Below are 23,120 nucleotides of genomic sequence, written 5' to 3' on the forward strand. Positions count from 1 at the left end.
GAACTTCAGTAACGGGCGCATGCTGGCCCTGTTCTGCAACTGAAAGCAGGAGAAAGGCGGAGTTCGAAAAAATGTGCGCGGATCAGACTGGGGAGATCGTCGCCAGCACGCCGATCAGAATGGTCAAGGTCAGAAAACCGCCGAGAAAAATTGCCATCTTGTACATGTCGCGCTCCTTGATGCGGGTGTGCGGTGCACCGGACGCTTCGGAATGAGGTCGGAGGGTGATTGGCCGCACTGCCGGGGCATTCTGAGCCTGTGGCTGTACTGAATACAGAGGCAGATGAAACAGAAAAATACGGATCAGATGCGCATCTGATCCGCTTCGGGCATGAACAGATATTCAGCCTGAGCCTTGAGGATTCACTTTCGGCGCGGTTGATCTACAGTCATTGCCGACCGACAACAATAAAAAACCGGAGTGACCATGCCCGACCTCGCCTTGCAGCCCAACGTCGCCGCGTCCCTTGAGCGCTGGCACGAGATGATCCGCAGCGGCAATCTCAAAGCCCTGCCTGAACTGCTCGATCCGCAAGCTGTGTTCCGCTCGCCCATGGCGCACACGCCCTACCCCGGCGCGCCGGTGGTGGCGATGATCCTCAACACCGTGTTTGAAGTCTTCGAAGATTTCGCCTATCACCGCGAATTGGCGACGGCGGATGGCCTGAATGTGATTCTCGAATTCAGCGCCAGGGTCGGCAGCAAGGAACTCAAAGGCATCGACATGATTCGCTTCGATGAACACGGCAAGATTGTCGAGTTTGAAGTGATGGTGCGGCCGCTGAGCGGGTTGCAGGCACTGGGCGAAGAAATGGGTCGGCGCCTCGGTGCCTATCTCGCGTCCGCAAAAGCCTGAATTCACCCCGGACCGTAGGAGCGTAGGAGCTGACGAGTGCAACGAGGCTGCGATCTTTTGATCCTGATCTTGATCTTCAAACGTCAAAGTCAAAGTCAAAAGATCGCAGCCTCGTTGCACTCGTCAGCTCCTACAGGTCCGGCGTATAAAAAAACCCACTGACCGTCGCCGGTTCAGTGGGTTTTGTGTGTCAGGGTTCTGGTTACAGAGCCATGTCACGTGCAGCGTTTTCCTTCGGCGCTACGGCTTTGTCAGCCGCAGGTGCCGCCGGAGCAGCTACCTGACCGATCGCTGGAGGCGTCGGCAGTTCGAGGATTTTCGCGGTGTAAGCCCACTCAGCAGCCACTTTGGCCGGATCGCTGTTCAGCTGGGTGCCGTAGCTTGGCACGATCTGGTGCAGCTTGGTCTGCCACTCAGGGGTTGCGACTTTGTCTTTGAAGACTTTCTGCAGCACGCTCAGCATGATCGGTGCAGCAGTCGACGCGCCTGGCGATGCGCCCAGCAGGCCAGCGATCGAGCCGTCCTGCGAAGCAACGATCTCGGTGCCCAGCTTCAGCACGCCGCCAGCGGCTTCATCACGCTTGATGATTTGCACGCGCTGGCCGGCTTGCCACAGGCGCCAGTCTTCGGCCTTGGCGTTCGGGAAGTATTCCTTCAGCGCGTTCAGGCGGTCTTCATCCGACAGCATCAACTGCCCGGCAAGGTACTCGACCAGCGGGTATTCCTTGATGCCGACCTTGGTCATTGGCCAGATGTTGTGGGTGGTGGTGCTGGTCAGCAGGTCGAAGTACGAACCTTCCTTGAGGAACTTGGTGCTGAAGGTCGCGAACGGGCCAAACAGAATGACGCGCTTGCCGTCCAGGACACGGGTGTCCAGGTGCGGAACGGACATCGGTGGCGCGCCAACCGAAGCTTTACCGTAGGCCTTGGCCAGGTGCTGCTCGGCAATCGTCGGGTTCTCGGTCACCAGGAACGAGCCACCAACCGGGAAGCCTGCGTATTCCTTGGCTTCAGGAATGCCCGACTTCTGCAGCAGGTGCAGAGCACCGCCGCCAGCGCCAATGAACACGAACTTGGCGTCGGTTTCGGTCTTGGTACCGTCCTTGAGGTTTTTGTAGCTCACACGCCAGGTGCCATCGGCGTTCTTGGTGATGTCCTCAACTTCGCTCGACAGTTTCAGATCGAAGTTGGGTTTGGTTTGCAGGTGAGCGGCGAACTGGCGGGTGATTTCGCCGAAGTTCATGTCCGTACCCAGCGGGCTCCAGGTGGCCGCGATTTTCTGGTTCGGGTCACGCCCTTCCATCATCAGCGGTACCCACTTCTTGATCACAGCCGGATCTTCGGAATACTGCATGCCAGCGAACAGCGGGCTCGCCTGCAGCGCTTCGTAGCGCTTTTTCAGGAACTTGATGTTGTCATCGCCCCACACGAAGCTCATGTGCGGTGTGGTGTTGATGAACGAACGAGGGTTCTTCAGCACGCCCTGCTGAACCTGCCACGCCCAGAACTGACGCGACACCTGGAACGCTTCGTTGATCTCGACGGCTTTCGGGATCGTCACGTTGCCTTTATCGTCTTCCGGGGTGTAGTTCAGCTCGGCGAGGGCGGAGTGACCGGTACCGGCGTTGTTCCAGCCGTTGGAGCTTTCCAGGGCGACGCCATCGAGGCGCTCGACCATTTCCATCGACCAGGTCGGTTCCAGCTCATTGATCCACACACCCAGGGTGGTGCTCATGATGCCGCCGCCGATCAGCAGGACATCAACTTTCTTGGCTTCGGCAGCATTGGCAGACGACATCCCCATCGCCAAAGCCAGACCGAGCAAGGCTGTGTTCACTTTCTTAAACATCTGTTGCACCTATGATAAAACGCCTTCCGCCCGTCGTTGTTATCAGTCTGCGTTGCGCTTTGTTGACGCTCAGGCTGGCGTCGCGCAATCCGGCACACTTCAATATTGACGGGTGGGCACACAAGGCCGACATGTGGCATCGACCTCAGTTAATGTCCCTTCTGAACTGACTTCTTATCGTTATTGGCTTCAGCTGCTTGAGCGACAGGGATCCCGTCGGCCCGCCGAAAAGGCCAGCCAACCGAATTAAGTCAAAGCAAATTTGGCGCGGAGAATATCACGTCAGGGCGAACCCGCGCGTCTGTTCCCGACTTGAAAGTCTTTTTCCGCTCTGGGGCTTATCGGCCATGGGCCACCAAACATGACCGTGATCAGGCATTGGCCTGCAAAGTTTTTTGCGCGATACGCATCGCAACTTGATAAATCATTGCGAACGGCTCGTTGTTCAAGCAGAAAATAACCTGCTACGTTGTACGATGACTGACAAACTAAGCCAGTCATTCCGACCCAATAACAACAAGGAAACAACATGACCAAATCCCGCCTCCTCATCGGTTTGTTCTGCGCCTTCAGCGCCTGCGCCATGGCCGCCCCTGCCCCGGCGGAAAAGGAAGTGGCCCAAGCGGTGGATCACCTGACCCAGGCGATGCTGCACAAAGACATCGCCGAACTGAACGCTCTGACCGCGCCGAACCTGACCTACGGCCACTCCAGCGGCAAGATTCAGGACAAGCAGGAATTCATCGCCGACATCGAGACCGGCCGCAGCGCATTCAGGACCCTGGAGATGCAGAAGCAGACCATCACGATGTCCGGCGATACCGCATTGGTGCGCCACCACTTCTCCGCGCAGGCGTTGAAAGGGACGGAGGTGATTCCGACCGAGATCGAGAATTTCCAGATCTGGCAGAAACAGGGCGGGAAATGGTTGTTGGTGGGGCGGCAGGCGTTCAGGTTCTGATAAACGCAAAGGACTCTGCCGGAAAACGAGCAGAGTCCTTACCTCATAAAATGAAGGCTTGTCTGTACTCCTGGCATTTCCCCGCTCCCGTTTCCTCCCCGCCCTGATATGCTGCACCGCTATACCGCCTCAGTTCGTCTTTATGGAGTGATCAATGACCCGACTACGCGTCAAGCATTTTGGCCCTATCCGCAATGGTGTGAAGAACAATGGCTGGATAGAGTTCAAACGCGTGACCGTTTTTGTGGGCAATCAGGGCTCGGGGAAAAGCACACTCGCCAAGCTTTATTCGACTTTTTCATGGATTGAAAAGGCGTTGGTGCGAGGCGACTATGACTTCAAATGGTTCGAGCGAAAAAACAAATTTATCAAACCCTACCTGACATACCATCGGCTCGAAAATTATCTTTCCGCGGAAACTGAAATCGAATACGAAGGTGAAGCGTATGCCATCAAGTATCTGCGCGGGCAGCTTCATATCAGCGAATTGACGGGTAAAAAGTACCACCTGCCTCAAATCATGTACGTGCCTGCCGAGCGCAACTTTATTGCTTATGTCAGGCACCCTCGGGAATTGAAACTTTCTTCGGACTCTCTCAAAGAGTTCTTGACTGAATTCGACGCGGCGAAGGCCAATATAAAAGGCTCATTGCTGCTTCCGATCAATCAGGCAGAACTCGAATACGACAAACTGAATGACATACTCAACATTCGGGAATCGGATTACAAACTGAGATTGGCCGATGCTTCCAGCGGTTTTCAATCGGCAGTGCCTCTGCATCTCGTGAGCCACTACCTGGCCAATACTGTTGAAGAACGAAGCGAAGAACGCCCGGAAACCATGAGTACTGACGAGCTGGATCGTTTCAGGAAAGAAGTCATGGAAATTTTCTCCGTCGAGACGCTGACGGAGGAGCAGCGTCGCATTGCTCTGTCCGCATTATCATCGAGATTCAATAAAACTGCGTTCATAAACATCGTGGAAGAACCCGAACAGAATCTATACCCGCGTTCGCAATGGGGCGTATTGCAAAGTCTTCTGCAATTCAATAATCAGGGTAAGGAAAATCGGTTGGTATTGACGACTCACAGCCCTTATGTGGTGAGTTATCTCACAATCGCTGTCCAAGGTAAGCATCTGCATGACGCCATAATTGAGAGAAATGCGGAGGAACTGTTAGCCCGGCTCGCAAAGGTAGTTCCGCTTCACTCACTGGTCGACGCTGACGAGCTCGTGATTTATCAGGCTGATGAAATGACTGGAAGCATCGAGAAGCTGCCTATGTCGGGAGGAATTCCTTCGGACCATAATTACCTCAACGAATCGCTTCGCGAAGGCAACGATTTATTCGATCAACTTCTCGATATCGAGGAGGCATTGGAGGCGTGAATTTCCTCGATGCTCAATGTCAAAGCGGCCCGTTCGTACAAGAGCGGTTTGGACTTTGTGATAACACATCTCGTCCGATCGCTTACGCCGATTCAGAGTCAGAAGAAAACTGGATCGCTACGGTCAGCAATCCGGAGCGCAAAGCAGTTATTTTTACAGCCATCGACAAGTGCGTGATAAGCGACATGGAACAACCTGGTCGAGGGCGTTGTGACTGCATGCTCACCACCGAGAAGCAGCTTTATCTAGTAGAGCTGAAGGAAAGAAACGGTAGCGCATGGAAAAACCATGCGATAGAGCAACTCGAATCAACTATTCAGTTTCTCCGGGCAACACACGGCGAGGACTACCTCAATAGTTTCAGCCCCAAAAAAGCATTTGTCTGTAATCGGAAGAAAAAGCCATTCGTCACTATTGAAACGGATAGAAAACAATATTTCTTCAGAACTTATAAATTCAAACTGGACATACAAACAACGGTACTCATCGTATGAAAGCTCTTCCTTAGAGCTTTAACAATCGAGTGCCGCGCTCGGCCCCTCCTCAAGTTCACAACCGAAACCGATCCACCGACCGCGCCAGCTGCCCCGCCAGATTCGACAATTCATCGGTGGTCGTCGCGGTCTGCCCGATCACCCGACTGTTGCCTTCGCTCATCCCGGCAATCATCTCCACCTGATGGGCGATCTCGTTACTGGCCTGGCTCTGTTCGCCAATCGTGCGGGTGATGTCGTTGACCAGTTGCGTGGTGTTCAGCGTGGCGTCGAGGATTTCCCGAATCGCCCGCTCGACTTCCGCCGTCACCGCCATGCCCTTGTCGACCTGCGCCACGCCGGCCTCCATGCTGGTGACCGCCTCGCGCGTGCTGCTCTGGATGCGCGCGACCATTGCGGCAATTTCCTGGGTCGAGGCGCTGGTGCGTGCGGCCAGACTGCGCACTTCATCCGCGACCACGGCAAAACCACGGCCCTGCTCACCTGCCCGCGCCGCCTCGATCGCGGCGTTGAGGGCCAGCAGGTTGGTCTGGTCGGCGATGCTCTTGATCACCTGAATGATGTTGAAGATCGCCTCGGATTCCTGATCCAGCGTGCGGATCACCTGCGCCGACTGCTGTGCCGAGCGGGCGATGTCGTCCATGTCGCTGACCACTTGATGTATCACCCCGCCGCCCTCCTTCGCTAGAGTTTCCGCCTGATTGGCCATGCTCAGCGCACGTTCGGCGTGGCGGGTGATTTCCTCGATGCTGGCGGTCATCTGACTGGCGGCGGCCGCCATGGTCCCGGCGGCAACGCTTTGCTGCTGGCTGCTGTCGGCGACCTGATGGCAGCCCTGACTGAGCTGCTCGCTCATGCCGCTGACACCGTGGGCGTTGCGCCGGACCACGTCGATCATGTTGCGCAAGTCACGTTGCATGGTCGCCAATGTGCGGATCAGCACACTGGCTTCGTCCTTGCCGGCGGGTTCGACAATCGGTTCGCTGAGATTGCCATGGGCAATGCTTTCAGCGATGCGGCTGGCAGATTTCAGCGGCCCCATGATACTCAGGATCACCCAGCGCCCCTGAATCAGCAGCAGCAAAAGACTGGCGATCAGCACCACACCAAGGGCCAGATTGGCATTGCTAATGGCCGCTTCGGTGCCTTCGCTGGTTTGCCGAGTGTTGCTTTCAATCAATTCGCTGAGCGTCGCCATTTGCTCTTCGAGCTGGCTGAACGCGGCATTGAACGTGCCGAGCTGCTGCTGGGCGGCATCCGGATTGTCCAGCGCCACGCCGACGATCTGCTCGGCGGATTTGATATAGGTGTCGAGGCTCGGCTTGATCTGCTCCAGCGCCGTGCGCAACTGCGGGTTGATCGGCAGCTTCAGGTTGTCATCCAGCACTTCACGAAAATGCCCGGCGTGCTCGGTGAGCGAATCGCGCACTTCTGTGGCGGTGGCGGTGCTCTTGCCCAGGCCGACCAGCATCGCCGAATAGACATCGGCGCGCAGGGCGTCGTGCATCATGTCCGCTTCCATGTGATTGCGCAGCGCGCTCATGCTCACCGTGTTATCGCCGACCGCCGTGGCCATCCGCAGATTGCCGACGTAACTGACCAGACTCACGATCAGCGCCGTCAGCAGGCTGGTCGCAATCAGCAACACCAAACGCAGTTTGATCGACACCGTGGAATCTCCCGTGGGCACGCTGGATTGCGCTTGTCGGATTTCAGTTAAGCCTATGTGCAGGGAACTGCCGACACAGAGCGTATCGGCTGATGTCAGGTGCGACTTGAATCCGGCAAAACTTTTCAAGCGTGAACCCGGTCACACCTTGCAGCGCCGATGGATAACGCCTTCATCGCTGGTTAACCCCGGCAGGCTATCAATCCATGGCTACGAACATTCATGCAGCTGAAGGAAACGCTTATGAAACGCGCACTGTGGTTTGGTCTGCTCGGCACGTTGGCAATCGGCACCGCACAGGCAGCAACGGAGAAAGTCGCAATCAATCTGGTCAGCGCCGACGGTGCGCCGCAGGCGATCGGTTCGGTCACGGTCAGCGAGACGCCGTACGGCCTGCTGTTCACACCCGAGCTGAAATCATTGCCGGCCGGCATCCACGGTTTTCATGTCCATGAAAACGGCAGCTGCGAAGCGGGCACGAAGGATGGCGTGAAAGGCGCGGCACTGGCCGCTGGCGGACACTTCGATCCGGCGAAAACCGGCAAGCATCTCGGCCCTTACGCCGATGGGCATCTGGGTGATCTGCCAGCGGTGTATGTGACGGCTGACGGGGTCGCCAACTATCCGGTGCTGGCACCGCGCCTGAAGAAGATGTCCGAGATCAAGGGCCACGCCCTGATGATTCACGCCGGCGGCGATAACCATTCCGACATGCCCAAGCCACTGGGCGGTGGCGGCGATCGCATGGCCTGTGGGGTGATCTGAACCGACTGAGCGGTGAAAACTCTGACTCACGGCTTTTCACCGCTCACGGAACTCCCGCGCGCCGTTCACCTCTGACGTTATGTAGTCCCTTCCCTTTTTGCTTAGCGCTTGTGGAGGAACACGTCATGCGCAAGTTAGTCCTGATTTCTTCTTTAATGCTTTGCCTGCCGGTCGGTTCGGCGCTGGCCCGCGTTGACGCGGGTGACGTCGCCACCTCGGCAGGTGTCTCCGCGTCGCTGTACTCGACCTTCAAGGACGACAAAATGGTGATTCCGGCCCGTGACGACGTGTCTGCGTTCGTTGCAAGCGGCGGGGCCATTCGTGGGGTTTATCTTGAGTCGGTACTGCAACAGGTGCGCCAGGCCAACCCTGGCTTGAACGCCAGTGATGAAGACCTGGCCAACGCCATTCTGGTGCAATACGAAGGCGTGCAGCAGTAGTCACGAGGGAAGCAGCGGCCGATGGACGGCCGCTGAGTGCACATAGGCAAACATGTCCGACGGCCTCTATGATGGAGGCCATGACGACGACCGTGCCCTTGCGCTCACCCTGCCCTCCCGGCGCCTGCATCTGCGGGCGCGATCCGTTGCTGGAAACGCCAGGCGCCGATCTGCGCATCCTGCGCTTGACTCGCGCTGAAGAAAAAATTCTTCTGGCGCGCCTGGAACAACTCAAAGACCTCGCCGACCTCAAACGCCTGCAACAGCGTATGCACGAGCAACTCGGCATCCGTGTCGACGTCGCCCCCGGTTTCAATGAAGTGCGCACCATGCGCGGCATCGCCATTCAGATCGACGAGCTGCCAGGCTTGTGTCGCAAGACTCGCGCGGCAATCCCGGCGGCGATTCGCAAGGGCCTGGAAAACCACCCGCAAATCGCCTTCGAACTGCTCAACGCCCACGACTTGCTGCGCGACACCTGATCACTTTTTCATGCCGACGCGTTTGCGCATCTCGGCGGTTATGGTCTGACGGGTTTTCTTCATTTCCGCCCAAGGCTCATCGCCGACTTCGGTCAGACGCTCGTGAACGTTGTAGATGTTCCAGTGATTACCGCCCTTGATTTCAGCAACTTCCTCTCGATACAGCGGCACAGACACCGGCATGCCTTCCCGCGCGCGTGCGGCGTAGGCGCAAATGGTGGTGGCACCGAGGCCGTTGCGCAGGTAATCGATGAAGATCCGCCCGACGCGGTTTTTCGGCCCGGACACCGCTGAAATCCGGTCCGGCAGCAACTTGGCCATGTGGCTGACGATGGCGTGGCTGAAGTCTTTCACTTCGTCCCAGCCGTGCTTGCGCGTCAATGGCACCACCAGGTGAATGCCTTTGCCGCCGCTGGTTTTCAGGAAGGCTTTGAGGCCCAGCTCATCGAGCACAGTCAGGGTCAGCGCGGTGGCTTCAACCATGCTTTTCCATGGCAGCGCAGGATCCGGGTCGAGGTCGAGGACGAAGCGATCGGGCTTGTCCAGATCCACCTTCGTCGCGTTCCAAGTGTGCAGTTCGACGGTGCTCATCTGCACCGCGCCGACCAGCGCTTCGGGATTGTTGATCATCATCACTGGCTGGCCGGTGACGTCCTTGTCCAGAGCAGTGATACCGGGAATGGCCAGGCGTTCGGCGTTCTTCTGGAAAAACAGTTCGCCGGCGATGCCGTCCGGTGCACGCACTAAGGCCACGGGACGATCCTTGAGTTGCGGCAGGATGTGTTCGGCAACGCTGGCGTAATACTGCGCCAGTTGCATCTTGGTTGTGCCGCTGACCGCATCGATCACTCGATCGGGGTGAGTGATGCGTACCTTGCCGCCGGCCAGACCTGCTTGCGAAGGCGCGGTTTCGGCTTTTTTGCTGGCGGCGGTTTTCTTTGCCGGCTGCTTTTCGGCGGTTTTGGTCTTTTCGGTTTTTTCGGTTTTTTCGGTTTTTTCGGACTTGGCAGCTTTCACAGGCTTCGCTCGCTCCTCGGTAATGTCCTTGGCCGGTTTGTCATCGCGCAAACCATGGAACACGGCATGCCGCACCGAGCCGTCCTTGGTCATCTCGGCGAACGCCACTTCGGCCAGCAGTTTGGGTTTGAGCCAGTGCACGCCTTTGGCCTCAAAACCGCTGGGCGGATTGACCACTGCCGCGCTTTTGGTCTGCAACGGCTTGAGTTGGGCGAGGATGCTTTTCAACGTGGTTTCGTTGAACCCGGTGCCGACCTTGCCGGCGTAGCGCAACTCGCCACTGTCAGCGTCGTGCAGGCCGAGCAGCAAGGCACCGAAGGCACTGCGCGCGCCTTTCGGATCGGTGTAGCCGACGATGACGAATTCCTGGCGATGTTTGCACTTGAGCTTGATCCAGTCGCCGCTGCGCCGCGACACATAAGGCGAGCCGAGCCGCTTGCCGATCAGGCCCTCCATCTGCATTTGGCAGGCGCTGTTGAGCAGCGCATCGGGGGTTTCTTCGAAGGCTTCGGAGAAGCGCAGCGTTGACGATTCTTTCTGCGCGCCGAGGATGGTGCTCAGCGCGGCGCGGCGTTCTTCGACCGGCACGTCGCGCAGGTCGACGCCATTGAGATACGGCACGTCGAACAGGTAATAAACAATATTGCCGCTGCGCCCGGCATCGAAGGCATTCTGCAGCGCCTGAAAATCCGGCACGCCTTGCTCGTTGGCCACGACCATTTCGCCATCGAGCCAGGCCGATTCCAGACCCAGCGCCGCCAGCGCTTTGGCCTGCTGCGGCAGTTTGTGCGTCCAGTCATGGCCGTTGCGGGTGAACAGCTGCACCTCATCGTGATCGATCCGCGCCATGATCCGGTAGCCGTCAAACTTGATCTCGTAGCTCCACTGCCCTTCGGGCGCGCTGTCGACCAGCGTCGCCAGTTCCGGCTTGATCAGCGCTGGGAGCTTGGCCTTGCGTGCGCCGGTAAGCTGCCCGGACGCCTGCTTGCGCGGTTTGGCCGGGGCCTTCTTTACCGGTTTGGCCTTATCGGCGGCAGCCGCCGGTTTACCGACAATCGTGCGCTCGCTGAGCACGCTGTCGGGCTCGGCGACCAGCACGTCGAAATCATCCTGCGGTCGCGCGGCGTTGTCCTGATGCTTGATCAGGAACCATTGTTCCTTCTTGCCCGGCATGTGCGTGCGCACCAGATTCCACACGCCGCCGAGCTTCTCGCCTTGCAACTCAAACTTGAGCCGGCCCTTGGCATAGGCCTTGTGCGGATCTTCCAGCGGAATCCACACACCGCGATCCCAGACGATCACATCACCGGCACCGTAATGCCCCTCGGGAATGCTGCCTTCGAACGTCGCGTAATCGAGCGGATGATCCTCGACATGAATCGCCAGACGCTTGACCGACGGGTCCAGCGACGGCCCCTTCGGCACCGCCCAACTCTTCAGGGCGCCGTCGAGTTCCAGGCGAAAGTCGTAATGCAGGTGCGAAGCGTCGTGCTTCTGGATGCAGAACTGCAACGCATGATCCTTGGCCGACTTACGGCCCGAGCGCTTGATTGCGGCCGGTTCCGACGTCGCGGAAAAATCACGCATGCGGTTGTAATCGTCGAGGTTCCTGTTCATGAGCACACCGATGGCAGACGGGTTCTGTTATGCAGAAGAGCGACACGGCGGCGGAAAAATTCAATCGAGGTAAAAAAGCCCCGGACGGATGGAGCGGCCGGGGCTTGTAACGACACATCCAGTAATTGGCTGGGCTGGCTAAACAGAGTGCAGACGCTAAGGTTTTTTCAAGTTCTTGAAAGGGAGGCAATGGAATGCCTGCTGCTGCAAAAGCCTGTCGTCTGAGAACGGGCCGATACTCTGAAACCGGAAGAATTTATCTGCTGACCGCTGTGGTTAACCGACATGAGCGTGTTTTTAACGATTGGCACGATGGGAGATTGGTGGTCAACGAGTTGCGACGTTGCAGTGATGCCGGGTTAGTCACCTCTCTGGCTTGGGTCGTCATGCCAGACCACCTGCATTGGCTAGTTGAGCTCAACGAGGGCTCGCTTGCAGATTTGATGTGTCGCGTTAAATCCCGAAGTTGCCAGGCATACAATCGAAGACATGGTCGCCAGGGACAATTATGGCAGCGAGGCTATTACGACCGCGCCTTGAGGCGAGATGAGGATCTTAGAGCCGCTGCGCTCTATGTAGTCAAGAATCCTGTAAGAGCCGGTCTGGTGGCGCGCCTTGGGGACTACCCTTTGTGGGATGCTATCTGGCTCTGAAGATCAAAAGATCGCAGCCTTCGGCAGCTCCTACAGGTGCACCGTATTTCAAAGGTAGGAGATGCCGAAGGCTGCGATCTTTATGGTTCTCAAAGACTCTGCCTCCGAGCCGGCCTGGTGGCGCGCTTGGGAGATTATTCTTTGTGGGACGCTATCTGGCTCTGAAGATCAAAAGATCGCAGCCTTCGGCAGCTCCTACAGTTGCACCGTATTTCAAAGGTAGGAGCTGCCGAAGGCTGCGATCTTTATGGTTCTCAAAGACTCTGCCTCCGAGCCGGCCTGGTGGCGCGCTTGGGTGATTATTCTTTGCGGGACGCTATCTGGCTCTGAAGATCAAAAGATCGCAGCCTTCGGCAGCTCCTACAGGTGCACCGTATTTCAAAGGTAGGAGATGCCGAAGGCTGCGATCTTTATGGTTCTCAAAGACTCTGCCTCCGAGCCGGCCTGGTGGCGCGCTTGGGAGATTATTCTTTGCGGGACGCTATCTGGCTCTGAAGATCAAAAGATCGCAGCCTTCGGCAGCTCCTACAGGTGCACCGTATTTCAAAGGTAGGAGATGCCGAAGGCTGCGATCTTTATGGTTCTCAAAGACTCTGCCTCCGAGCCGGCCTGGTGGCGCGCTTGGGAGATTATTCTTTGTGGGACGCTATCTGGCTCTGAAGATCAAAAGATCGCAGCCTTCGGCAGCTCCTACGGGTGCACCGTATTTCAAAGGTAGGAGCTGCCGAAGGCTGCGATCTTTATGGTTCTCAAAAGCTATGCCTTGCGAGCCGGCCTGGTGGCGCTTGGGTGATTATTCTTTGCGGGACGCTATCTGGCTCTGAAAATCAAAAGATCGCAGCCTTCGGCAGCTCCTACAGGTGCACCGTATTTCAAAGGTAGGAGCTGCCGAAGGCTGCGATCTTTATGGTTCTCAAAGGCTATGCCTTGCGAGCCGGCCTGGTGGCGCGCTTGGGTGATTATTCTTTGCGGGACGCTATCTGGCTCTGAAGATCAAAAGATCGCAGCCTTCGGCAGCTCCTACAGGTGCACCGTATTTCAAAGGTAGGAGCTGCCGAAGGCTGCGATCTTTTGACGTTGCTTCAGGCTTGCCCTTTTGCCTGCTGTTCCAGATGCACCTGCAGATCCGGATCGATCTGTAAGGCTGCGGCCAGCTCATCGAGATAGCTGCGTTCGGCGTGCTGTTGATCGTCTACCAGCATGACGCTGGCCAGGTACATTTCGGCGGCTACGGCCGGGTCGCCGTCAGCGGATTGCGCCACTTCCCGGGGATCCAGCGGTTTGGCGACTTCGGCGTCGAGCCATTGCTGCAACTGCGGGTCGGCGGTGTGTTTGCCGATTTCGCTGCTGATGAGATGCTTTTCTGCGTCGTCGATGCGTCCGTCAGCCTTGGCGGCGGCGATCAGGGCGCGCAGTACCGCGTGGCTGTGGGTTTCGATTTGCGGGCCGGCGAGCAGGTCGGCGGTTTGTGGCAGCTCCTGCGGCGCGGTGCTGGCCTGGCTGCGTTGCCAGGCTTGATACGCTTGGTAAGCCATCATGCCCAGCGATGCGAGCGCCGCGTAACTGGTCCCGCCGGTACGGCTTCTGCTACCGCCACCGAGGGCGCTTCCCAAGCCACCGCCGCCGAGCAAGCCACCGAGCAAACCTCCCAGGCCGCCGAGGCCACCCGAAGCAGCCGCGCCACCCGCTCCGGACTGACTGCCGCCGCCCAACAGTCCACCAAGTAAACCGCCCAGGCCGTCACCGGCCGAAGCTCCGCGTTGTTGTCCCGCCGAGGCCTGGCCTCGCAGCAGTTGTTCAAGCAAATCGCTGGTGTTCATGACGTTATCCTCCGAGGCCACGGCCCGATTGCGTCAGGCAACGATAGACCGACGCAGCCATAGCGCCAGCACCGTTGAGCTGACGCCCGATCACCGTTGAATCGCCATGCGAGAAAATTTTCGCCAGCCAGCTAAGATTCAGGGGGTGGTGAACCTTATCCCGGCCAAACCGGTCGATAGCTGCAACCCGACCCGGTTTGCCGACGCCCTTTCTGATGATGGGCGATAACCGGCTTGCTTCACTTTCTGGAGAACGCCCTCGTGATATCAACCGTACACATCGCCAGGCTGAAAGCATGGGGCGCCCATGGTTTTACCGCGACCGGCGTGGTGACCGCCTTCCTTGCCACCCTCGCGCTGCTGGAAAACCAGCCGATTCATTGCCTGATGTGGCTGGGCGTAGCGCTGATCGTCGACGGCCTCGATGGCGCACTGGCGCGCAAGGTCAATGTGCAATCGGTGCTGCCGAGTTTCGACGGTTCGATCCTCGATCTGGTGATCGATTACCTGACTTATGTATTCATCCCGGCACTGTTTATCTACCGCTACATTCCCCTGCCCGATTACACCCTATTGCTGACGGTGTCGGTGATTCTGGTGTCGTCGCTGTTCTGTTTCTGCAACGTCAACATGAAGAGCAAGGACAACTATTTTGTCGGCTTCCCGGCGGCCTGGAACGTGGTCGCGCTGTGCCTGTACATCATTGGCCCGGGCCCGTGGATTACCTTTCTCATCGTGATCGGGCTGGCGCTGCTGACGGTGACGCGGATGAAGTTCCTGCACCCGTTTCGCGTGCGGCGTTTCATGCCGATCAATATCGCGGTGACGGCGATCTGGCTGTTGTGCAGCCTGTCACTGGTGCTCAATCACCCGGTGATCAACCCGCTGGTGATGGGCTTGTGGCTGCTGATGTCGGCTTATTTCCTGGGGATCTGCATCTGGCGCACGGCGCTGGAGTGGTTTGATCGCGGCCATTTGAAATAAGCACATTCCCTGTGGGAGCGAGCCTGCTCGCGAATGCGGTCGTTCCATCAACATCAAGGTTGGCTGGCACACCGCTTTCGCGAGCAGGCTCGCTCCCACAGAGATCTTCATCGATCAGGAGATCCGATGGGGACTAGCGCTTGGTAATCACCACCTCCAGATACTCACTCGGCACCACCAGCGATGCCTCCCCGGCGCGATTCGAGCGATTGAGCAGCTCCGTCAGATCATCCTCCAACGCCTGCCCCGCCTCCGCCGATAACACTGCAAAAGCCTTGTGCACCGGCCCATACCAGTGCCGAAAGATATCAATGAAATGCGCCGCCGAGCGGTAGCGGAAGTTGAAGTGGCTGCGGGTCACGCGCACGACAAAATCGCGGTCATCGAAATGCTTGTGCAGCCACGCATCCGAGCCCCAGTTCGATGGCGGCTGAGCAACCGCGGGCGGTGGCAGATGCTGGCCGAGAATCTTGAACATCTGGCCGACGAAGCCCTCCGGCGTCCAGTTCGCCATACCGATCCGCCCGCCCCGCCGACAGACCCGCCCCAGTTCAGCAGCGGCGGTGACCTGGTCAGGCGCGAACATCACGCCGAACGTCGACAACACGGCGTCGTAGCTTTCATCGGGAAAAGGCAAAGCCTCGGCATCGGCCACCTGAAAAATCACCTCCAGATGCTCGGCCCGGGCGCGATCCTGACCACGCTCCAGCAATGCCGCCACATAATCGGTCGAAGTCACTACACACCCGCGCCGCGCCGCTGCCAGGGTTGCATTGCCGTTGCCGGCAGCGACATCCAACACCTGTTCATCACAACGCAGATCGCAAGCCTCGGCGAGGTTTTCCCCAACAATTTGCAATGTGGTGCCGATCACGGCGTAGTCGCCACTGGCCCAAGCGACTTTCTGACGTTCCTTCAGGGCATTGAGATCAATCGGGGTACTCATGACAGCGAGCTCCGTGGCAGAGAGAATGCACAGGCTACGACGCGGACCGTGCTTGGTCACTATCGCGCCGAGGCTGCCCGGCGTCCCTGTCAATCGTCCGCCAGCCCCATAAACCCGGCACTTTGCCGATGAGTGGCGCAAATCTGTCAAGCACCTGATACACCTTGCGCATTGTCAGCGTTGCGGGATTGGTTTCTGATGCGGGCTCGCCCACGCAAAGGACTCGACCGATGTCACTGCACCTCGACTGGCTCGCCGCGCACATGCAACACAGCGATCGCTACGCGGCGTGGATTCACCAACAATTCCACTACGAATACGCCGACCAGCCCCTGGCTCAATGGCAGCGTGAATTTGCCGAGGGCCAAAGCAATGGTGAATGGTCGTGCCTGATTGCCATGGACGGTGAACGCCTGCTCGGTGGTGCCGCACTGGCCCGCAACGATTTGACTGAACGCGACGATCTCGGCCCATGGCTCGCCTGCGTATTCGTTGACCCCGAGGCGCGCGGGCGAGGCTTGGCGGAGCAGCTGATTGAAGGGATTTGCGAGGCAGCAAAGCAGCGTGGGGTGTCGCGGTTGTACTTGCACACGCAAGACAAACACGACTACTACAGTAAACGCGGCTGGCAGCTTTTGGAGCGTTTCCAGGCGTGGGAGAAAACACAATGGCTCATGGTCCGCGACCTGTGAGCCATTGGTTTTTTTGATCAGGCTGCCGGAGCTTTCGCCTCCTCCAGCAACTGCTTGATCATCTGCTCCTGCTCGGCATAACGACCTTCACCGAAGTGGCTGTAACGCATCTGGCCCTTGGCGTCGATCAGGTAATGCGCCGGCCAGTATTGATTGTCGAAGTTGCGCCAGATTGCGTAGTTGTTGTCGATCGCTACCGGGTAGGTGATGCCGAGTTTTTTCACCTGGTCCTTGACGTTGTTGATGATGCGCTCGTAGCCATACTCGGGTGTGTGCACGCCGATCACCACCAGGCCGTCCTTCTCGTATTTCTTCGCCCAGTCTTTGACGTACGGCAGGGTGTGCTGGCAGTTGATGCAGTCGTAGGTCCAGAAGTCCACCAGCACCACTTTGCCGCGCAGGGATTCGGCACTGAGCTCTGGTGAATTGAGCCATTGCACAGCGCCCGACAGCGACGGCATCGCGCCCCGCGCCTCGTCCGTCATCGAATCGGCGCGGACCTTGCTGACGAAGTAGTCGACCACTTTCGGCACGTTTTCCAGGACGTTTTTCTCGACGCTGGCCACGCCCTCCGAAGACGTATTGGCGAGCAGGGTTTTGTCGGCGCCCGTCGAGATCACCGCGACCGTCGCAAGTACCGCAACCCCGGCACCACGGCGCAACCAGCCGCTGAACGGGATCGACGGTTTCAGCCGATTGACCAGACCGCGCCCGGCGAAGATCAACGTTCCCAGCGACAAGGCACTGCCGACGCCGTAAGCCAGCAGCAACAGGCTGGTCTGGGCATTGGCGCCTTGCAACATTGCGCCGGTCAGAATCACCCCAAGGATCGGCCCGGCACAGGGCGCCCACAACAGGCCGGTGGCGACGCCGAGCATGATCGAGCCCATCGGTCCGGCTCTTTTACGGGTGTCCTGATCGAGACGATTGCCCAGGGCGACGAAGGGCCTGGTCAGCCAGTCACCGACGCGGGCCGAGATCAGCGACAGGGCGAACAGCGCCATGACCAACAAGGCGACGTGGCGGCCGGTATTGCTGGCCTGAATCACCCACTCGCTGCTGACCACCGCGAGGCTTGAGATCAGCGCAAAGGTCAGCGCCATGCCAGCGAGAGTCAGGAGGATCGAGGAGCGGGTACGGTTGGCGCCAGCGAACAGAAACGGCACCACCGGCAGGATGCACGGACTGAGGACGGTCAGCAGACCGCCGAGAAATGCAATGAGGTACATAAGGGGTCACCTTGGAATGGGGGCTGGGCACGCAACCGGGCAGCGAGGGAAACGCCCCTCGCTAGCCTGCTTTATTCACGCCGTGGCTCATGCAGTCTGGCCGTCGAGCAACTGCCCTTGAGGCGTGCGACTGGTACCGTTTTCCGCGACCAGTTGGCCTTGTGGTGTACGGCTGGAACCATCAGCGGCAACCATCTGGCCTTGCGGCGTGCGGCTGGAACCATCAGCGGCAACCATCTGGCCTTGCGGCGTGCGGCTGGAACCATCTGCGGCAACCATCTGCCCCTGCGGTGTGCGGCTGGAACCATCAGCGGCGACCATCTGCCCCTGCGGCGTGCGGCTGGAGCCGTCAGCGGCGATCAGTGCATCGCTGCCCTCCTTCGCGACCGTGGTCAGCTGGAAGCAGGTGCTGCTGGCGCAGCTGCTCTGCTCCAAGGCACTGTTGGCGTGGGCGGCGGCACCGGTGAAGGCGAAGGCTGCTGCGGTCAGAAAGCGCGAGACGTTGTTCATGGCAAAACTCCTTGCAGAAAAAGTAGGGATGACTCAGTTCTGGTTGTTGCAGCCGTCAGCGAATTTGCTGTAATCCAGCTCGCGGGTTTTGCCGGCGGAATCGAGGTAGGTCATGCGCGCCTCGGTGATGCCGCAGGTCACCGAGGTGTCTTCGGTCATCGACAGCACTTTCTGGATATCCAGATGGGTGCCGTAGGTGTAGGTTTGCCGGCTGACGTCAGCTTCGGCGTGGGCCGACAGGGTGCAGATGTTCAGAGCGGCGAACAGGCAGGCGGCGAATACGGATTTGTTGTTCATGGTGTAGTCCTCAAGGCTTCAGGGGGTTTGAGCCGAGGCGGTCTGTGTGTGCCTCGATGGAGCCTATTTGAGGCGCTTGAGGTATCGCGTCTGTGTCAGGAAAGGACGAGAATCACTCGTTGTGTATCCATGCAGTGTGTAGATACAGAGCGATACAAAACCCCGAAAAAATCGTGATTTTGCGTCGGTGTGTATCCGCCGTCGCGACAGATACACTGCAATACAAAGGCAGGCAGGCGTGCGGTCAGCGGCGCTATAGACTGCACGGCATTCCCCCTTTTGACAGAGGCTTGAACCGATGGAACATGTCGATCACATTCTCATCGTCGACGACGACCGCGAGATCCGTGAACTGGTAGGCAACTACCTGAAGAAGAACGGCCTGCGCACGACAGTGGTCGCTGATGGCCGGCAGATGCGCAGCTTCCTTGATGCCAACACCGTCGACCTGATCGTGCTCGACATCATGATGCCCGGTGACGATGGCCTGCAGTTGTGCCGCGAATTGCGCGTGGGCAAACACAAGGCGACGCCGGTGCTGATGCTCACCGCGCGCAACGATGAAACCGACCGCATCATCGGTCTGGAAATGGGCGCGGACGATTACCTGACCAAGCCCTTCGCCGCCCGCGAGCTGCTGGCGCGGATCAACGCCGTGTTGCGCCGCACACGCATGTTGCCGCCGAACCTGGTGGTCACCGAAGCCGGACGCCTGCTGGCCTTCGGTCGTTGGCAGCTGGACACCTCGGCCCGCCACCTGCTCGACAGCGACGGCACCATGGTTGCCCTCAGCGGCGCCGAATACCGCCTGCTGCGGGTGTTCCTCGACCATCCGCAACGGGTGCTCAGCCGTGATCAGTTACTCAATTTGACCCAAGGGCGCGAGGCCGATCTGTTCGACCGCTCCATCGATCTGCTGGTCAGTCGCCTGCGTCAACGCCTGCTGGACGATGCTCGCGAGCCGGCCTATATCAAGACCGTGCGCAGTGAAGGTTATGTGTTCTCGCTGCCGGTCGAACTGCTTGGGGCTTCGGCATGAAACTCAAGCTGCAATGGCCGCGCACTCTCGCCTCGCGCCTGTCGCTGATTTTCCTGATCGGACTGATTCTGGCGCAGGGCCTGTCGTTTGGCGCGCAGTATTACGAGCGTTACCAGAGCGCGAAAAGCACCATGCTCGGCAACCTCGAAACCGACGTCTCGACTTCGATGGCGATCCTCGATCGCCTGCCCGCCGCCGAACGCGAGGCCTGGCTGCCGCGACTGGCCCGGCGCAATTACGGCTACCTGCTCAACGAGGGCGAACCGGGCATGCCGGTGACCTCGGCTGAAAAGTCCGTCGCGATCGCCTCGATTACGGCGGCCATCGGCGACACTTATCCAATCGTGTTTACCGAAGTTCCGGGCGGTCCGAGACAACACTTCCAGGGCCACCTGCGCCTGAGCGACGGCAGCCCGGTGACCATCGATATCCGTCCGGCGATGGTGCCGCTGTCACCGTGGTTGCCGGTGGTGCTGCTGGGCCAACTGGCATTGCTGATCCTCTGCACCTGGCTCGCCGTGCGCATCGCCATTCGCCCCCTCACCCGCCTCGCCAATGCGGTGGAAACCCTCGACCCCAACGCCCATCCGATCAAACTCGACGAGCAAGGGCCGACCGAAGTGGTCCACGCCGCGCGGGCGTTCAACGCCATGCAAACGCGCATCGCCGCTTACCTGAAAGAACGCATGCAACTGCTCGCGGCGATTTCCCACGACCTGCAAACGCCGATCACCCGGATGAAATTGCGCGCAGAGTTCATGGACGACTCGGTCGAAAAAGACAAACTGAGCAGCGATCTCGGCGAAATCGAGCATCTGGTGCGCGAAGGCGTGGCCTACGCCCGCAGCGTTCACGGCGCCACCGAGGAAAGCCGGCGTACCGATCTCGACTCGTTCCTCGACAGCCTGGTCTTCGACTATCAGGACATGGGCAAGGACGTGCAACTCGGCGGCAAGAGCAAGGCGGTAATCGAAACCCGCCCGCAGGCCCTGCGCCGGGTCCTGGTGAACCTGACCGACAACGCCCTGAAATTCGCCGGCTCCGCGCAATTGCAGGTCGAAGCGCAGGGCAACAGCCTGTCGGTGAAAGTCCTCGATCGCGGCCCGGGCATCGCCGAGGCCGAACTGGCGCAAGTAATGGAACCGTTCTACCGCGTGGAAAACTCGCGCAATCGTGATACCGGCGGCACCGGGCTCGGACTGGCGATCGCCCAGCAATTGGCGATGGCGCTGGGTGGCTCGCTGCTGTTGAGCAATCGTGAAGGTGGCGGGTTGTGCGCTGAACTGAAGTTGCCGCTGCCACGTTGAGAAAAACACCGGCTAGACTCATTCATTACCCAGTCGAGGGGGCCGCAGGACGTCTGCTGTGCCCTGCCCCAATCCGTGACCACCGCCCGGTGGCGCCTGCCTCGACATTCAACGCCGCCGGACGGTGATCCTGTTTCAGGAGCACACGTGATGAATGAGGCGAAGCTCAACGAATTCATGGGCAAACTGGTCAACGACATGGGCGGCGCGGCGATGCTGGCCAATGTCATTGTCGGCGAAGAACTCGGTCTGTACCGGGCAATGGCCGACAGCCAACCGATCAGCCCCGAAGCCCTCGCAGCAAAAACCACCTGCAATCCGCGCCTGGTGCGCGAATGGCTCAGCGCCCATGCCGCGTCCGGTTACATGGAACACTCTGACGGTCAGTTTCGTTTGCCCGAAGAGCAAGCCTTGGCGCTGGCCGTGGAGGAATCCCCCGTGTACGTCGCCGGCGGTCTCGGCGTGGTGGCGTCGTTTTTCCATGACAAGGACAAACTGGTCAAGGCCATGCGCGGCAATGGCGCGCTGTCCTGGGGCGATCACCACCCGTGCATGTTCAGCGGCACCGAACGTTTCTTCCGCCCCGGCTACAAAGGTCACCTGATTGCCGAATGGCTTCCGGCCCTGGACGGTGTGGTGGCCAAACTCGAACGCGGCGCCAAGGTTGCCGACATCGGCTACGGTCACGGCGCCTCGACGGTGATCATGGCCCAGGCGTTTCCCAAATCGCAATTTGTCGGCTTCGACTTCCACGCGCCGTCAGTCACCGTGGCCACGCAACGGGCCGAAGAAGGCGGCGTGGGCAATCGCGCCAGATTCTTCGAGGGCACGGCGAAAAACTATCCCGGCGGCGACTACGATCTGATCTGCTTTTTCGACTGCCTGCACGACATGGGCGACCCGGTCGGCGCCGCTCGCCACGCTTATGAGTCGCTGAAAGACGACGGCACGGTGTTGCTGGTCGAACCGTTCGCCAACGACAAACTGGACGATAATCTCAACGCGGTCGGGCGCCTGTTCTACGCCGCCTCGACGTTTATCTGCACGCCCAATTCGCTGTCCCAGGAAGTCGGCCTCGGGCTCGGTGCGCAGGCTGGGGAAATGCGCCTGCGCAAAGTTTTTGTCGAGGCCGGGTTCAAGCAGTTCCGTCGCGCCACGCAGACACCGTTCAACCTGATACTGGAGGCGCGCAAGTAACCCGAGCGGATCGCATGCTAACCTGCGGGCACTGCCCATTCTGGAGTGCTGAGCATGCTCGATAGCCCGATCCGCGAACATCTCGATACGCTGTTGCAGGCCATGGCCGACGATAAATTCCTGATATTGACCGGCGCCGGCATCAGCACGCCATCGGGCATTCCGGACTATCGCGACAGTGACGGCGTGCGTCGTGGGCGGCAGCCGATGATGTATCAGGAATTTCTCGCCGCCCCGGAATCACGCCGGCGGTATTGGGCGCGGGCCATGCTCGGTTGGCCGAGCGTCCGTCAGGCCCGACCGAATGCCGCGCATGAGGCGCTGGCGACGTTGCAGCAGCGTGGCCGGATCAGCGCTTTGATCACGCAGAACGTCGATACCTTGCACGATCAGGCCGGCAGCCAGGATGTGATCGAGCTGCATGGCAGTCTGCATCGAGTGCTGTGCCTGGATTGCGGGCAACGCAGCAAGCGCGATGCGATCCAGCAGCAGATGGAGGCACAGAATCCCTACCTGAGTGGTGTTGATGCGGTGCAGGCGCCGGATGGCGATACCTTGCTGGATCCGGCGTTTGAAGCGCGGTTTCAAGTGCCCCGGTGCCCGCATTGCGCGGATGAGCGGATGAAACCGGATGTGGTGTTCTTCGGCGAGAACGTGGCGCAGCCGACGGCAGCGCGGGCGCTGGCCGCTGCCGAGAATGCGGCGGGTTTGCTGGTGGTGGGGTCGTCGTTGATGGCGTATTCGGCGTTTCGCTTGTGTCGGGTGATCGCCGAGCGTGGCAAGCCGTTGATGGCGATCAATCTGGGCAAGACCCGGGCGGATGATCTGCTCGATTTGAAGATTGAAGGCTCGTGTGAGGAGCTTTTGCCGTGGTTGTTGGAGGAGCTGGGTCGGTGAATTTTCGAG

Annotated in this window: 23 protein-coding genes and 1 pseudogene; 14 read left to right on the plus strand and 10 right to left on the minus strand. The window is 59.1% G+C overall.

The genetic code is table 11. The features are described from left to right. Nucleotides 1-82: 82 nt before the first annotated feature. On the minus strand, nucleotides 83-238 hold the full coding sequence (locus tag FEE99_RS20630; protein WP_172833990.1) for a hypothetical protein: 156 nt from the start codon (nucleotides 236-238) through the stop codon (nucleotides 83-85). A 189-nt stretch (nucleotides 239-427) separates the two neighbouring features. On the opposite strand from FEE99_RS20630, the gene FEE99_RS20635 reads away from it, so the two are divergent. Beyond that, complete coding sequence (locus FEE99_RS20635) at nucleotides 428-856, plus strand: nuclear transport factor 2 family protein (RefSeq protein WP_041480873.1); 429 nt, start codon at nucleotides 428-430, stop codon at nucleotides 854-856. Nucleotides 857-1,058: 202 nt separating this feature from the next. Here FEE99_RS20635 and mqo read toward each other — a convergent pair whose 3' ends face one another. Continuing rightward, nucleotides 1,059-2,705, minus strand: a complete 1,647-nt coding sequence (gene mqo, locus FEE99_RS20640; RefSeq protein ID WP_041480875.1) for a malate dehydrogenase (quinone) — start codon at nucleotides 2,703-2,705, stop codon at nucleotides 1,059-1,061. A gap of 529 nt (nucleotides 2,706-3,234) precedes the next feature. Between mqo and FEE99_RS20645 the strand changes: the two genes are divergently transcribed. From FEE99_RS20645 to FEE99_RS20655, 3 genes are all read left to right on the plus strand, one after another. After that, nucleotides 3,235-3,666 carry a nuclear transport factor 2 family protein gene (locus FEE99_RS20645; protein ID WP_041480876.1) on the plus strand — a complete coding sequence of 144 codons (432 nt, stop codon included), beginning with the start codon at nucleotides 3,235-3,237 and terminating at the stop codon, nucleotides 3,664-3,666. Between the two features lie 154 nt (nucleotides 3,667-3,820). After that, nucleotides 3,821-5,056: an ATP-binding protein gene (locus tag FEE99_RS20650; protein ID WP_041480877.1), complete on the plus strand. Its 1,236-nt coding sequence runs from the start codon at nucleotides 3,821-3,823 to the stop codon at nucleotides 5,054-5,056. Beyond that, on the plus strand, nucleotides 5,053-5,550 hold the full coding sequence (locus FEE99_RS20655) for a hypothetical protein (RefSeq protein ID WP_041480879.1): 498 nt from the start codon (nucleotides 5,053-5,055) through the stop codon (nucleotides 5,548-5,550). Before FEE99_RS20650 ends, FEE99_RS20655 begins: the two co-directional genes overlap by 4 nt. A gap of 55 nt (nucleotides 5,551-5,605) precedes the next feature. Here the strand turns inward: FEE99_RS20655 and FEE99_RS20660 are convergent, their stop codons facing one another. Both FEE99_RS20660 and FEE99_RS20665 read right to left on the minus strand, forming a co-directional pair. Next, nucleotides 5,606-6,469 carry a methyl-accepting chemotaxis protein gene (locus FEE99_RS20660; protein ID WP_370593542.1) on the minus strand — a complete coding sequence of 288 codons (864 nt, stop codon included), beginning with the start codon at nucleotides 6,467-6,469 and terminating at the stop codon, nucleotides 5,606-5,608. A 42-nt stretch (nucleotides 6,470-6,511) separates the two neighbouring features. Continuing rightward, nucleotides 6,512-7,240: pseudogene (locus FEE99_RS20665) on the minus strand (MCP four helix bundle domain-containing protein); the annotation flags it as partial. A gap of 222 nt (nucleotides 7,241-7,462) precedes the next feature. Between FEE99_RS20665 and sodC the strand changes: the two are divergent. The 3 genes from sodC (at nucleotide 7,463) to FEE99_RS20680 (ending at nucleotide 8,906) form a co-directional block, all read left to right on the plus strand. Beyond that, complete coding sequence (gene sodC / locus FEE99_RS20670; RefSeq protein WP_041480882.1) at nucleotides 7,463-7,984, plus strand: superoxide dismutase family protein; 522 nt, start codon at nucleotides 7,463-7,465, stop codon at nucleotides 7,982-7,984. Between the two features lie 125 nt (nucleotides 7,985-8,109). Beyond that, on the plus strand, nucleotides 8,110-8,424 hold the full coding sequence (locus tag FEE99_RS20675; RefSeq protein WP_016775151.1) for a DUF2388 domain-containing protein: 315 nt from the start codon (nucleotides 8,110-8,112) through the stop codon (nucleotides 8,422-8,424). Nucleotides 8,425-8,504: 80 nt separating this feature from the next. Continuing rightward, nucleotides 8,505-8,906, plus strand: a complete 402-nt coding sequence (locus FEE99_RS20680; protein WP_177327035.1) for a hypothetical protein — start codon at nucleotides 8,505-8,507, stop codon at nucleotides 8,904-8,906. On the opposite strand, the gene ligD is transcribed toward FEE99_RS20680, so the two are convergent. Further along, a complete protein-coding gene (ligD, locus tag FEE99_RS20685; protein ID WP_041480886.1) occupies nucleotides 8,907-11,540 on the minus strand; it encodes a DNA ligase D in 2,634 nt (877 codons plus the stop codon). Nucleotides 11,541-11,734: 194 nt separating this feature from the next. Here ligD and FEE99_RS20690 point away from each other — a divergent pair, with 194 nt between their 5' ends. Further along, a complete protein-coding gene (locus FEE99_RS20690) occupies nucleotides 11,735-12,193 on the plus strand; it encodes an REP-associated tyrosine transposase (RefSeq protein WP_081932659.1) in 459 nt (152 codons plus the stop codon). A 1,082-nt stretch (nucleotides 12,194-13,275) separates the two neighbouring features. Here FEE99_RS20690 and FEE99_RS20695 read toward each other — a convergent pair. After that, nucleotides 13,276-14,013, minus strand: coding sequence for a tellurite resistance TerB family protein (locus tag FEE99_RS20695; RefSeq protein WP_041480887.1), 738 nt, complete (start codon nucleotides 14,011-14,013; stop codon nucleotides 13,276-13,278). A 261-nt stretch (nucleotides 14,014-14,274) separates the two neighbouring features. Between FEE99_RS20695 and pcsA the strand changes: the two genes are divergently transcribed. After that, entirely contained in the window at nucleotides 14,275-14,997 is a 723-nt protein-coding gene (gene pcsA / locus FEE99_RS20700) for a phosphatidylcholine synthase (RefSeq protein ID WP_041480889.1), read from the plus strand. Nucleotides 14,998-15,130: 133 nt separating this feature from the next. Here the strand turns inward: pcsA and FEE99_RS20705 are convergent, their stop codons facing one another. Then, the gene (locus tag FEE99_RS20705) at nucleotides 15,131-15,943 is read right to left on the minus strand and encodes a class I SAM-dependent methyltransferase (RefSeq protein ID WP_041480891.1); all 813 of its coding nucleotides are present in this window, start codon (nucleotides 15,941-15,943) and stop codon (nucleotides 15,131-15,133) included. Nucleotides 15,944-16,173: 230 nt separating this feature from the next. On the opposite strand from FEE99_RS20705, the gene FEE99_RS20710 reads away from it, so the two are divergent. Next, a complete protein-coding gene (locus FEE99_RS20710; RefSeq protein WP_041480892.1) occupies nucleotides 16,174-16,635 on the plus strand; it encodes a GNAT family N-acetyltransferase in 462 nt (153 codons plus the stop codon). 17 nt (nucleotides 16,636-16,652) lie between these two features. On the opposite strand, the gene FEE99_RS20715 is transcribed toward FEE99_RS20710, so the two are convergent. From FEE99_RS20715 to FEE99_RS20725, 3 genes are all read right to left on the minus strand, one after another. After that, the gene (locus FEE99_RS20715) at nucleotides 16,653-17,864 is read right to left on the minus strand and encodes a cytochrome c biogenesis protein DipZ (protein ID WP_041480894.1); all 1,212 of its coding nucleotides are present in this window, start codon (nucleotides 17,862-17,864) and stop codon (nucleotides 16,653-16,655) included. A gap of 87 nt (nucleotides 17,865-17,951) precedes the next feature. Then, nucleotides 17,952-18,374, minus strand: a complete 423-nt coding sequence (locus tag FEE99_RS20720) for a hypothetical protein (RefSeq protein WP_041480896.1) — start codon at nucleotides 18,372-18,374, stop codon at nucleotides 17,952-17,954. Between the two features lie 33 nt (nucleotides 18,375-18,407). Beyond that, complete coding sequence (locus FEE99_RS20725; RefSeq protein ID WP_016775158.1) at nucleotides 18,408-18,671, minus strand: DUF2790 domain-containing protein; 264 nt, start codon at nucleotides 18,669-18,671, stop codon at nucleotides 18,408-18,410. 298 nt (nucleotides 18,672-18,969) lie between these two features. On the opposite strand from FEE99_RS20725, the gene FEE99_RS20730 reads away from it, so the two are divergent. The 4 genes from FEE99_RS20730 to FEE99_RS20745 all read left to right on the plus strand — a co-directional run bounded on the left by FEE99_RS20730 (nucleotide 18,970) and on the right by FEE99_RS20745 (nucleotide 23,111). Beyond that, on the plus strand, nucleotides 18,970-19,710 hold the full coding sequence (locus FEE99_RS20730) for a response regulator (RefSeq protein WP_039762337.1): 741 nt from the start codon (nucleotides 18,970-18,972) through the stop codon (nucleotides 19,708-19,710). After that, nucleotides 19,707-21,017 carry an ATP-binding protein gene (locus FEE99_RS20735; protein WP_041480898.1) on the plus strand — a complete coding sequence of 437 codons (1,311 nt, stop codon included), beginning with the start codon at nucleotides 19,707-19,709 and terminating at the stop codon, nucleotides 21,015-21,017. Before FEE99_RS20730 ends, FEE99_RS20735 begins: the two co-directional genes overlap by 4 nt. A 150-nt stretch (nucleotides 21,018-21,167) precedes the next feature. Beyond that, complete coding sequence (locus FEE99_RS20740) at nucleotides 21,168-22,214, plus strand: class I SAM-dependent methyltransferase (protein WP_041480900.1); 1,047 nt, start codon at nucleotides 21,168-21,170, stop codon at nucleotides 22,212-22,214. A 54-nt stretch (nucleotides 22,215-22,268) separates the two neighbouring features. After that, entirely contained in the window at nucleotides 22,269-23,111 is an 843-nt protein-coding gene (locus FEE99_RS20745; protein ID WP_143979119.1) for an NAD-dependent protein deacetylase, read from the plus strand. Nucleotides 23,112-23,120 lie beyond the last annotated feature (9 nt).

The organism is Pseudomonas sp. ef1 (assembly GCF_007293365.2).
Taxonomy (GTDB): domain Bacteria; phylum Pseudomonadota; class Gammaproteobacteria; order Pseudomonadales; family Pseudomonadaceae; genus Aquipseudomonas; species Aquipseudomonas siliginis.